15 protein-coding genes and 2 tRNA genes are annotated in these 11,513 nt (G+C 47.6%); 3 read left to right on the top strand and 14 right to left on the bottom strand.

Annotated features, from left to right (window positions below; all coding sequences use genetic code 11):
• Window positions 1–328: 328 nt before the first annotated feature.
• The gene (locus NWAT_RS00950; RefSeq protein WP_041350372.1) at window positions 329–529 is read left to right on the top strand and encodes a hypothetical protein; all 201 of its coding nucleotides are present in this window, start codon (window positions 329–331) and stop codon (window positions 527–529) included.
• 352 nt (window positions 530–881) lie between these two features.
• On the opposite strand, the gene NWAT_RS00940 is transcribed toward NWAT_RS00950, so the two are convergent.
• From NWAT_RS00940 to NWAT_RS00880, 12 genes are all read right to left on the bottom strand, one after another.
• Window positions 882–958 (bottom strand) — tRNA-Arg (locus NWAT_RS00940).
• A gap of 171 nt (window positions 959–1,129) precedes the next feature.
• Window positions 1,130–1,552, bottom strand: a complete 423-nt coding sequence (locus tag NWAT_RS00935) for an NUDIX domain-containing protein (RefSeq protein WP_013219279.1) — start codon at window positions 1,550–1,552, stop codon at window positions 1,130–1,132.
• Between the two features lie 80 nt (window positions 1,553–1,632).
• Window positions 1,633–2,439 carry a metallophosphoesterase gene (locus NWAT_RS00930; protein ID WP_013219278.1) on the bottom strand — a complete coding sequence of 269 codons (807 nt, stop codon included), beginning with the start codon at window positions 2,437–2,439 and terminating at the stop codon, window positions 1,633–1,635.
• A gap of 7 nt (window positions 2,440–2,446) precedes the next feature.
• Window positions 2,447–3,259, bottom strand: a complete 813-nt coding sequence (locus tag NWAT_RS00925) for a sulfurtransferase (protein ID WP_013219277.1) — start codon at window positions 3,257–3,259, stop codon at window positions 2,447–2,449.
• Between the two features lie 255 nt (window positions 3,260–3,514).
• Complete coding sequence (locus NWAT_RS00915) at window positions 3,515–4,585, bottom strand: AI-2E family transporter (RefSeq protein WP_013219276.1); 1,071 nt, start codon at window positions 4,583–4,585, stop codon at window positions 3,515–3,517.
• Between the two features lie 48 nt (window positions 4,586–4,633).
• Window positions 4,634–4,705 (bottom strand) — tRNA-Thr (locus NWAT_RS00910).
• Between the two features lie 66 nt (window positions 4,706–4,771).
• Window positions 4,772–5,575 carry a type III pantothenate kinase gene (locus NWAT_RS00905; protein WP_013219275.1) on the bottom strand — a complete coding sequence of 268 codons (804 nt, stop codon included), beginning with the start codon at window positions 5,573–5,575 and terminating at the stop codon, window positions 4,772–4,774.
• On the bottom strand, window positions 5,572–6,381 hold the full coding sequence (locus NWAT_RS00900; protein ID WP_013219274.1) for a biotin--[acetyl-CoA-carboxylase] ligase: 810 nt from the start codon (window positions 6,379–6,381) through the stop codon (window positions 5,572–5,574). The genes NWAT_RS00905 and NWAT_RS00900 overlap by 4 nt, the downstream gene beginning before the upstream one ends.
• Window positions 6,382–6,453: 72 nt before the next feature.
• Window positions 6,454–7,056, bottom strand: a complete 603-nt coding sequence (gene wrbA, locus NWAT_RS00895) for an NAD(P)H:quinone oxidoreductase (RefSeq protein WP_013219273.1) — start codon at window positions 7,054–7,056, stop codon at window positions 6,454–6,456.
• Between the two features lie 16 nt (window positions 7,057–7,072).
• Complete coding sequence (gene arsC / locus NWAT_RS00890) at window positions 7,073–7,423, bottom strand: arsenate reductase (glutaredoxin) (RefSeq protein ID WP_013219272.1); 351 nt, start codon at window positions 7,421–7,423, stop codon at window positions 7,073–7,075.
• A gap of 128 nt (window positions 7,424–7,551) precedes the next feature.
• Window positions 7,552–8,715, bottom strand: coding sequence for a lipopolysaccharide assembly protein LapB (lapB, locus tag NWAT_RS00885; RefSeq protein ID WP_013219271.1), 1,164 nt, complete (start codon window positions 8,713–8,715; stop codon window positions 7,552–7,554).
• Between the two features lie 2 nt (window positions 8,716–8,717).
• Entirely contained in the window at window positions 8,718–9,011 is a 294-nt protein-coding gene (locus tag NWAT_RS00880) for a lipopolysaccharide assembly protein LapA domain-containing protein (protein WP_013219270.1), read from the bottom strand.
• A 209-nt stretch (window positions 9,012–9,220) separates the two neighbouring features.
• Between NWAT_RS00880 and fdxA the strand changes: the two genes are divergently transcribed.
• Complete coding sequence (gene fdxA, locus NWAT_RS00875) at window positions 9,221–9,559, top strand: ferredoxin FdxA (RefSeq protein ID WP_013219269.1); 339 nt, start codon at window positions 9,221–9,223, stop codon at window positions 9,557–9,559.
• 203 nt (window positions 9,560–9,762) lie between these two features.
• Window positions 9,763–10,695 (top strand): RNA polymerase sigma factor RpoS, encoded by a 933-nt coding sequence (rpoS, locus tag NWAT_RS00870; protein ID WP_013219268.1) that lies wholly within the window; start codon window positions 9,763–9,765, stop codon window positions 10,693–10,695.
• 4 nt (window positions 10,696–10,699) lie between these two features.
• Here the strand turns inward: rpoS and NWAT_RS00865 are convergent, their stop codons facing one another.
• Both NWAT_RS00865 and NWAT_RS00860 read right to left on the bottom strand, forming a co-directional pair.
• Entirely contained in the window at window positions 10,700–11,143 is a 444-nt protein-coding gene (locus tag NWAT_RS00865; protein WP_013219267.1) for an Mth938-like domain-containing protein, read from the bottom strand.
• Between the two features lie 62 nt (window positions 11,144–11,205).
• Window positions 11,206–11,496, bottom strand: coding sequence for an integration host factor subunit beta (locus NWAT_RS00860; RefSeq protein WP_013219266.1), 291 nt, complete (start codon window positions 11,494–11,496; stop codon window positions 11,206–11,208).
• Window positions 11,497–11,513 lie beyond the last annotated feature (17 nt).

The raw sequence follows: 11,513 nt of genomic DNA, 5'->3' as shown, positions 1-11,513 counted from the left end.
GGGTCTGCGCTGCTTAGAGATCATTTGTCGTGTCATAGCTTCGGATTAATCCCTCCGCCTTATGGGCTATGAAACAGCACTTGCCACAGCAACCATACGGACGCTCCCTCCAGCAAATGCCCAACTTCCCGCTTGCGGATTACTTCCAAGGTTGGGAGTGGCCCAGCTATCCCTTTTTCTCCCTGCTTTCATAAGGGACGCAAAGTGCGCCCTCATGACCTCAGTTGGATAACCGTAACCATAAAAGCCTTTACTTGTTATCAACTTAGATAGTTTACCTTGGATGTCCTCGGATAGAAACGACCGGGTTTAAATAGAGGAGCATGTTATGACCTTCGATCCTTCAGCTGAGCAAAGCAAAAACTGCCCACAAAAACAGCAGAAGCACGGGCGCAGCGGCGATACAAAAGCAAAATTCATTGCCTATCCCAAAGCCTTGGCGCTGCTTAAGGACAGGCTTGATGCCACTCGCGAAGAGATGGCTGCCTGGGTGTTCATGGGGCCCGATGAGGGCGGCCTTGCCGCTTAATCATCATCGGCAGGCGCACCAACGGCTTTCAACACGGCGGGCAAACAAAATCAGGGAAAAACTACGCTGGAAGCCAGGTATCCTAAGGTAGAGGGTGGAAGTCCAAAGGGATGCACTGGAGTACTTTCGAGCAACTGACCGCTCAGCATGATGTTTTCGCGCAGGTTTTACTTACAGAGGTGGCAGAACGGTTAAATCCGTTTAAAAAATTGCCAGATAGCAGGATTCGAAAGATCAGCCAAGACGGCTTGCTTCTGGCACCAAGCGATTTGGAGAATGGGGGTAATTTTTTATTTTTGCTAAAAAAGATAATGGTTTGATAAGGGGACCGTTATTAACTATTTGATTTATCTGGCGCGCCCGGAGAGATTCGAACTCCCGACCCCCTAGTTCGTAGCCAGGTACTCTATCCAACTGAGCTACGGGCGCACAAAAGCAGAAACACCTATTATGCGGAATTTAAAAAAAATTTCAATAAGCATCCTCACGCGGGGACAATTCCCAGTCGGCGTTTATATATGTCTTCCCAGCGAATAACGATGGATCAGGCGCACGTCCTCCCCGAGGAATAGCGCATATTCCTGAAAGATAAATTCCCTACTAACCTTCACACCAGGGCAATTTAGCGGCCTGCCGAGCCGCCTCCACGAGTTCCCTATAGCGGCACAATTGAGCAAATTCATCCTCGGTGATCCAAGCCATGGCTTCGTGCTCGCTGGAAAGACGAGCCTCCCCTGTTAGCCTTTTTCCACGATAGACCAGCACTATCATAGGTGCCATGCCATAATCAGCCTGATAGGCGGTGACAGGTCGTTCATCCAAAGCAACCGTTATCCCTGTTTTCTCATAGGTTTCCCGCCGGGCAGCCTCATAGGGTAATTCGCCCTGCTCGACTTTACCTGAAACCACCTCCCATGCCCCTGGCGCTACCGCCTTGGAAGTACTGCGGCGCAAGGCAAGAAAGCGGTTACCGTGAAACAGAAACACAGCTACGGCAACTACAAAAAAGGTTGGCTTAGACATCCTTCAGCAAATTATTTTTCCACTTGCTTTGGGCTCTGCTCCCACGAACCCAGGAAAGTTCAAACTGCGGCAACCGCCCTCTATCGAGCAGGATAATCCACATAATAAACCCGAGTTTCGATTTGACCATCGGGCAATAATATCAGCCAGCGATAGCCCGGTCCTCGCTGGTCCAGTTGAAAATGCTCACTGCCAGGAGCAAATTGGGCGCAGGTAGAAGGGCTACCTAATAATTGAACTCCTCGACGCTCGGTATGGAATTCCTGATGGGCATGACCCCAGGCAATACCCCGCACCTGGGGATACATATCCAATATTGCAAAAAAATCCGCCGCATTATCCAATCCCATGGCATCCATCCAAGGACTTCCTAGGGCTACGGGAGGATGATGAAGGAAAACGAACGTATGCAAATCGAGTCTATCGGCTAAGCTACAGTCAAGAAAGTCCAATTGTCCTTTGCTTAAATGTCCATAACTTCGCCGAGGAACAACGGAATTAAGAAAAATAAGCTGCCAGTTCTTGCGCGCAACTAAAGGCTCGGTGCTAACATTCATCTCGTTCAGAATCTCATCCATAAGCACTGGATCGTCATGATTCCCGGGAAGGCAGTAAACCGGCAGCCCTAATGCTTGGCAACACTCCAGCAACCAATGATACGCTTCCGGTTCAGCCTTTTCGGCAATATCGCCACTTATCACCATCAGATCTCCCAGAAGATCTTGTTGCTGAATATGGTTAAGGACTGCTACCAATGACCTACGGGTATTTAAGTCGTTCCATAAAAAAGCCTCCGAATCCGCCAGCAAATGGGAATCCGTTAGCTGCAGCACATGGATAGATTCGCTGCGATCATTCGCGATTTTCAGATGAGGCAGCGCTGTCATCGTTTTTTTACACTTCAATAGGCGTATCTGGATCGTTCCCCCACTCCGACCAAGAACCCGGGTAACCCTTAATTTTGGGATACCCTAAATATTTCAGCACCATACAGGTGTGGGCCGAGCGATGATGCGTCTGGCAGTGGCAGATAATTTCCTTATCGGGAGTAATCCCCAAAGCTTCCAAGCTGGAACGCAGTTCCTCCATGGGTTTAAATCGTAAATTACGCTCCTGGTCGATAGCCTGAGTCCACTCAAAATTCACCGCGCCTGGAATATGCCCCCCACGTTGGGCGCGGACATATTCGCCATGATATTCAGCCGGAGAACGAGCGTCTAGAATCACAACCTTAGGATCGGATAAATGGGCCAAAATATATTCTTTATCGATGGCTTTATTACCCTGATAGTGCCCATGAAAGTGGCTAGGCTGCCGACTTTGTCGCCCTTCCTCTACCGGATATCCTTCAGCTAACCATGCCTTCAATCCCCCATCAAGCAACGAGAAACGCTCATGTCCTAACTCTTCCAAGGTCCAGAGAAAACGAGAAGCACGACCATTCCCCTCTGCGTCATAAGCAATGACATGGCTCGCCGGCGTAAACCCCAACTGGGATAGCACCCGGCTTAAACGATGCTCATCAGGCAAAAGCCCCATCACCGGAGGACGAGCCGCTACAATATGTGTGTAATCAAGATGTACCGCACCAGGTACGTGGTGCGCCAGGTAGGATTCTTCATTACCAAGATCAATGAGCAGCAAATTTTTCTTATCCAACCGCCGCGCTAGCTCATCAGGCTGCAAAAGCAGAGAGAATATGGTCATTTATACCTCCAGGCGTCCTATTCAATTGTAAGTTTTCTGCAAGAAAAGCCACGATCTCAGCGGAAAAAATATGGCGCTATAACTATCTTTTCCAAAAACGCCCGCTGGGTAAGCAGCTGTAAGACGCCTTTTAAGGCTGGGAAGCTCCAAGAAGGTGCTAGTAGTCCTGAGTTGCCATCTTGCGGCTCAAGGCTCCCACAGTCCGCTGGCACTGGGGGCGCTTCCCTCTGCTCAAATACCAAGAGCATCTGCTGGCTAAAGTATAGCGGACTCTTCTGGAGGAGGAAGACTGGGCCAAGCCTTAAGCACCGCTTGCACGAGGGTAGCCAGAGGAATAGCAAAGAAGATTCCCCAGAAACCCCAAAACCCACCAAAAACCAAGATAGCAACAATAATCGCTACCGGGTGCAAATCCACTACTTCAGCAAACAGCAAGGGTACCAGAACGTTACCGTCCAAGGCTTGGATAATCCCATAGGCGCCAAGCAAATAAGCGAAATCAATGCTAAAACCCCATTGGAAATAAGCAACAAAAGCTACCGGCAAGGTAGCCGCAACTGCGCCAATATAGGGGATAATAACTGACAGTCCCACTAGAACGCTTAACAGCATTGAGAACTGCAATCCCATGAAAGTAAAGGTGATGGCAGTCACTGCACATACAATCAAAATCTCGAGGAATTTCCCTCGGACATAATTTCCAATCTGAAAATCCACGTCATGCCAAACTTGAGCGGCCAATTTCCGCTCCCGTGGGAGGTATTGTTCAAGCCAACCAATCAGCCGGGCTTTGTCCTTGAGGAAGAAAAACACCAGCAATGGCATGATAACGAGATACACGGCGAGTGTCATCAGACCCATTACCGAGGCTAAAGACACGGAAAGTACCTTCTGCCCCCATTGGGCAAGCTCGGAACGAAGTGCATTCATTAAATCATAGACTTGTTCATCAGAAAACAAATTCGGATAATACTCAGGCAGACTCAACAAGAGTTCTTGCCCACGGGCAATCATAATGGGTAGTTGCTGGAAGAATTCGGCTAATTGCTGTGAGAGTAAAGGCAACAAGCCGAATATGACTGAAAACAGAGCGGCCATAAAGGTAATAAATACCAGTGTTACCGCCAACCAGCGAGGACAATGCCACCGCTCCATATACCCTATAATTCCCTCTAAAAGGTAAGCGATCACCAAACTAGCTAGCACGGGTGCCAGCATACGCCCCATAAGCACCACGGTGATAAAACCGACGGCGAGCAAAATGGCTAAACCCACGACCTGAGGATCGGCAAAATGACGCTGAAACCAGTTGCGAACAAGACGCATATCAAGAAGAAAAAATTATTGTGAAGATTGAAAACACGGCAATATCGGTGCCGGGTGAGGGATTTGAACCCCCGACCTTCGGTTTACAAAACCGCTGCACTACCACTGTGCTAACCCGGCAATGATGATTACAAAGATATTGCTAGCTTAAGGGAAGGAAAAATTAATCCGTTATTTTAAGAAAACTTACTGAGTTACGCAATCCAGGCCCGTTTCCCGCCTTACCTTTGAAGTATCCTTGGCTACCCGTGCGAGTCCCCGTAAAACGAGATCAGGAAGATGTTCGTATTTATCTCGCAATAATGGTAGTACCCGGGGCGCATCTCCGCCGGTAATGACGCGCTTAGGCTCTCCCTTCATTTCGACTGCCACATCATGGCTGACGCGGTCGATAAAAGCTACCGCTCCATACAACGCACCAGCACTAACTGCCGTACCCGTAGTACTGGCAAGCAGTGAATATTCCAATGCTTCTTCGGTAGTTTCGTTGATGACCGCCGTATGATCGGTTAGCAATTTCGGCATCATAGCCAAACCAGGAATAATCAACCCCCCTAAATGCTTGCCATCAGCGGCAAGTACATCAAGAGTAATCGCCGAGCCACAATCGACGATACATACCGCTTTCTTACGATCACCGCCCCGATAACGTTGACGTGCTGCAACCAGTCCTAACCAACGGTCTATCCCCAAAGTTTCCGGTTTGGAATAAGCATTACGTATCCCATAACCATTACTACGGGCGGTTAAAAACTCGGGCGCTATCTGCCAGTGAGTTTGCAGCCACTGTTCCAGTTGTTCCGCAACTTTTGGCCCACCGACGTTGGCAACAACAATCCGGTTAACATCGTCAAACTCTTTCCAAGCCTTGGACAAGACCCGCTTGATACCCGTCTTACCCCGCGCCACCGCCCCCATATCGGCAGGCTTACCGCCGTCTAGCCGGGCCCACTTAATCCGGCTATTACCAATATCCACCAGTAGAATCACTTAACTGGCCTCAAACTTACTTCCCCGCAAAGGTAGCATGATATTCCCTCTTTTTCTTGTAATAACAAGTTTCCCTCCTCATTAATACCACAAGCAATACCACTGATCACCTTACTGTCCCCATATAAATAGACTTCCCGTTGATAGCAGGCGTCCCATCTACGCCAATCATCAAGACAATCCCTAAGCCCCCAGCGCTCAAAACTATGCATTATCAATAAAAAATGATGGATGAGGCGTCCAGCCAAATAATTACGATCTATCGACCGGTTTTGAGCAGCTTCCGCTAAATCAGTACAAGGCTGAACTAATTGTTCCCTATAGGGAATAGGCATGTTTACATTAATTCCTACCCCTACTACTGCGCCCGTACCCCCCTCCTTGGGCACCAGCTCTACTAGAATACCACCCAATTTCCGATCATCCCAGAGCACGTCATTAGGCCACTTCAAGCCTACTTGAGTCACACCTTGGTCTTGCAGGGCACGTAATACACCCACACCAGCGGCTATACTCAGGCCTGAGAGAAAGCGCGGGCCTTTAGAAAAGCACCATAGCAATGAGAGATAGATATTACCACTGAGGGGCGACACCCAGAGACGCCCATGGCGCCCTCTGCCTGCTGACTGGGCCTCAGCTAAACAAACTGTCCCCTTCTTGGCGCCGTGCTTGACTTGAGCTAAAAGATAACGGTTAGTAGAATCCAATTCCGGGTAAAGTTCTAATTGCGATAACCACTTTAGACTATCCTTTCCCATCGCCGCCCGGATGGACTGTAATTTAAGAGGCGCGCTATCCGCTTGCAAAAGATATCCTGTTTTAATTACCTGTAACGCCGCATTTTGTATAGATCAGCGGAGGATCAAAGCTAAGCGATCTCACTGCCGTGTAGACGCTAATGAAATCCCCATCTGAGCCAACCGCCGTCCTAGCGCGCGACATAAAATAGTCTCGCTCTCACTCAGCGGTAAATCGTTATCTGCACCGGCAACGTGGCTAGCACCATAAGGGGTACCTCCTTCTTGGGTATTCATGAGGGCCGGTTCAGTATAGGGAATTCCTAATAACACCATGCCATGATGAAGCAGGGGAATCATCATGGATAATAAAGTGGATTCTTGCCCGCCATGGAAACTGGAAGTTGAGGTAAATACGGCGGCTGGCTTACCCGCCAAAGCCCCTGAAAGCCATAACGTGCTGGTGCTATCGAGAAAATATTTAAGAGGAGCCGCCATATTCCCAAATCGGGTTGGGCTTCCTAAAGCTAACCCTGCGCATTCTCGCAGATCATCATGACTTGCGTAAGGATGACCGCTTGCAGGTATCGCATCTTCTACTGCTTCACAGACGGTAGACACCGCTGGCACAGTTCGCAGCCGCGCTTGCATACCCTCCACTTCCTCCACCCCCCGGGCTACCCGTTCAGCCATGGCCCCTACACTGCCATAGCGGCTGTAATAAAGAATAAGAATTTCTGGCATTGACTTGTATCTCAACTTAAAGAATTTCGAGTACTTTTTCTGGTGGCCGCCCAATAGCGGCCTTGCCGTTAGCTAGCACGATAGGCCGCTCAATAAGAATAGGGTAGGCAAGCATGGCTGCAATTAACTGTTCCCGAGAAAGACTCGGATTATCAAGCCCATTGTCTTCATATTCAGCCTCTTTCTGGCGCATTAAGTCTCTCGGTTGTTTATCTAATAACTGGAGAATTTCTGACAGTTGTGCCGGTGTTGGAGGCGATTTGAGATATTCTATAATGACTGGCTCTATGCCTTGCTCACGAAGCAATTGTAACGTCTGTCGAGATTTACTGCAGCGGGGATTATGATAAATAGAGACTTGAGACATTAATTTTTCTCTCCCATTGAGTTCTGGCGAGCTAACCTTGGCCAGAACGCTGAATTAAACCCTAAATATTTTATTTAATCCTGGATAAGCTAATATTATCAATATTATATAGATCAATACCGCGTAGATTAAGTACCTAAGGCCAAGGGTTTAACGGTCCCCCACCGTTTGCAACCTGGGCATTGCCAATAGCGATACTTGCCGCCAAATCCGCAAAAACCGCAAACGTAGTTTAATTTGGCTTTCAACAGGCGGCTAGCCACTTCTTCTATTAAAGACCAAGGTTCTGAGGCAGCTTCAATATCCTCTGGCACTCCTAAAGCTAACAACTGCTGAAGTGCTTCAACGGAAGGATATACTCTAAGTTGCTCGATCAGGAAATAGCGAGCCTCCTTCTGTTTTCCCCGCTGCTGTAAGTATGCCGCTTTGGCTAAAATCAATGAAGTACATCCTGGATGTCGCTCTGATGCTTCAGTTAGCCAGAAAAAAAACTCATCTTGACCCTCAAGATGCCGGTAACATTCCGAAAGCGGCTTTAATATCTCCGGCAAATAGTCTGGATCTTGCCTCTCGACCTGCCGTAAGCAGCGAATAGCCCTCTTATAATCACCTTTCTCTATTGCTAAACGGGACTGGAGCAGAGTTGCCCGAACACAGCGCCAATCTGAGGCCAGCGCCTGTTTGATAAACCAGGTCGTTTCCGCAGCTTGTCTCTGGACCCAACGCTGTTCTGCAAGTTCACAATAAAAATGAGCGATCATGGATTCCGTCGCTTCACCACTTTCCTCGCGCAGCTTCTGGGCCATAGCAATAGCTTGATACCAATTTTTTTCCTGCTGATAGAGATCAAGTAACTGGCGCAGGGTAATTCCTATGTGGCTTCTTCGCTTAAGTGCCTCAAGAAAAGAGCTTTCAGCCCGATCCAACATTCCCGCGCGCATATAATCCAAACCCAACTCTAAAAGGGCTTGTCCTCTTTGCGAGCTGCTTAAATAAGGCCTCTCAATGATGTTTTGATGAACCCGAATTGCCCGGTCTACCTCCCCGCGCTGGCGAAATAGATTACCTAATGCTAGATAAGGTTCTACCGTGTCGCTATCTACTTCCAAAACATTAAGCAGGGTATCAATAGCCTTATCGGGCTGCTCATTTAACAAATGATTTAGACCGGCAAAGTAGGCAGAATTTAGCTGGGAATGACTACCCGCATTTACGGTTTCTGCACTGCGTTTACCCGCCAGCCATCCCGAAGCCGCTGCCACAGGTAACAGCAACAATAACCATTCGATCACATTTATTGCTCATGTTTAAGAGAAATCGTCCGCAGGTTGGCATTCTCTTTTTCAACCCACCTAATTGATTTGCGCAGCCTCCTATTTTCACGCCTCAATCTTATGATCGTAATTAAGCTGGCAAGTATGCCAAGTATTGTTCCTGTCAGCAAAATAAGAGCGAGAAGCAAGGACAATGGGACATGTAGCTGGCCGAAATGGTAATCGATTGCGACGGGCTCGGCGTGACGTCCTGCAAAGGTGAGCCCTAGAACAAAAACAAAAACAAAAATAAAAAAATAAAAAATTCTTCGCATGCCTCCTCCCCCTAGACACTGTACCCTAGATACATCATACCTGAACTCTCTAATAATCTGTCCAATATTTTACTCTCGCCAGGATGGGAAATTGGGATTAAAATGTTAATGATATAGCTAAGCGCAAACAACTCTATAAATTATTTACTAGCTTGGCCAATCCCGGAACACAAGCACGAGAGACATGCGCTGAACAGGAGAGAGTTTTTATGACGTTCGTAGTAACTGAAAACTGTATCAAATGCAAATATACCGACTGTGTTGAAGTATGCCCGGTCGATTGCTTTCATGAAGGCCCCAATTTTCTGGTCATCGATCCAGACGAATGCATCGATTGCACATTATGCGAGCCGGAATGTCCGGCTGAGGCTATTTTTTCAGAAGATGATGTGCCTAAGGAACATCAAAAATATTTGGAAATCAATGCTGAATTAGCAAGAAGCTGGCCAGTCATTACCGAAAGCAAAGAGCCACCGGCAGATGCGGACCAATGGGATCGTATAAAAAACAGCGAAGTTGAAGATAAATTCCCACACTTAGAGAAATGAGAAGGATCTCTCTATGTAAGGGATTCTCCTTATGTAATCCACTAAGCGCTGAGAGTACCATACTTAGGAAATCATAAAAGGTTTTCTTAATAAGGGATAAGCTCGCTGCTTACATATAAGTACTAAGCCTTAGAATATCCGAGGGGAAAAGTGAAAATGTAAACTGCGAGTACGTCTATAACTAAATTATAGGAGAAAAGGCTTTGTCTATAAGCAAATCCGAAATAGCGCTACAGGAACATGACCCCCAATATCTGTCCACAAGCCCTGAGAATACACGGGAAAGCCAGTCTCTAAATGATCATGAATTTGATGCTACGCACCTTTACCTAAGTGAAATCGGCTTTGCTCCTTTGCTGACAGCGGAAGAGGAAGTCTACTATGCGCGTCTTGCTAAAAAAGGAAATTCTGCTGGACGTAAACGTATGATTGAAAGCAATCTGCGGCTCGTCGTTAAAATTTCAAGGCGCTATATGAATAGAGGTTTGGCGCTCCTCGATTTAATCGAGGAAGGGAATTTAGGCTTAATCCATGCTGTGGAAAAATTCGATCCAGAGATGGGTTTTCGCTTCTCTACTTATGCCACATGGTGGATACGGCAAACTATTGAACGGGCGCTCATGAATCAAACACGCACCGTGCGCTTACCCGTTCACGTGGTAAAGGAAATCAAGAGCTATCAGCGAGTAGCGAATAAACTAGCACAAGAATTAGAACACGATCCTAGCTTTGAAGAGCTAGCTCAGCAGTTAGATAAGCCCGTCGAAGAAATTAAACGTGTGTGGAGCCTTAAAGACAATACTGCTTCCATGGATACGGGCTACCGAAACAATCAGGAAAAAACCTTACTTGATGCTCTGCCTGATGAAGGCGCGCCCGACCCTACCGTTTTACTACAAAACGATGATATGCAAGCCCGCCTTGAACTATGGCTAAGCCAACTCAACGACAAGCAGCGAGAAGTTGTCATTCGACGCTTTGGCCTTCAAGGCTATGAGCCACAAACTTTGGAGCAGGTAGGCCAAGCCATTGGTGTAACCCGAGAACGGGTTCGCCAAATCCAGCTTGAAACCCTCAAACGGTTGCGCCGCATCCTGGCTAAAGAAGGTATTTCAGTTGAGGTTTTATTTAAATAGCCTACTAGAGCTGCCTGATTATAAATAACGCTGCCACTACCCGTCGGCCTTCACCAACAAGAATATTATAAGTTCGGCAGGCAGCTGCAGTATCCATAAACTCAACCCCTACCTGGTGACTTAACAAAGGTTCTATCAGGCGGGGAGAAAGGAAATGAGATTGCTCACCCGTACCAACTACCACCACCTCTGGTTCCATCTCCAGAAAGGCTTGAAAATGATTCTTCTCTAATTCAGCAAAGGAAGCAGGAGGCCACTCCTGCAATCTTCCCGGCGAAACCACCACATTTCGGCATATTTTTTGTTTGCCACTATCTCCCTTTAGACCCTTACTTTGCAGGCGCTCAGGTTCTCTTATAGAAAAAGCAGGTATCCTAAACTCCACATATCCAGGGCCATAAGCGCTTACCGTATAAACATCTGCTCGCTCATCCAAACTAAATTTCATTCGCTAAAATCCCACTAAATGATTAGCAATTTAAAGTGGGGTTGGAAAGCAACCGAAAAACCCTAAATAGATCCACCACGATCAACCCGTTCTCGCAGCTCTTTCCCAGGTTTGAAGTGTGGGACATATTTAGAGGACAATGGCACAGTATCACCCGTCTTCGGGTTGCGTCCACTCCGTGGTGGGCGATAATGCAATGAAAAACTCCCAAACCCTCGTATCTCGATACGTTCACCTTGTGCCAAAGCCTGGCTCATCACTTCCAGCAGCATCTTGACCGCTAGCTCTACATCGCGATAGGATAACAACGCTTGGCGCTGGGCAAGCCTTTCGATCAATCCCGATTTGGTCATAAATAACGCGCTCCCAA

This window comes from Nitrosococcus watsonii C-113 (assembly GCF_000143085.1).
Classification (GTDB): Bacteria; Pseudomonadota; Gammaproteobacteria; order Nitrosococcales; family Nitrosococcaceae; genus Nitrosococcus; species Nitrosococcus watsonii.
The sequence above is the reverse complement of the archived record's forward strand: the minus strand, read 5'-3'. Positions and strand labels throughout refer to the sequence as shown.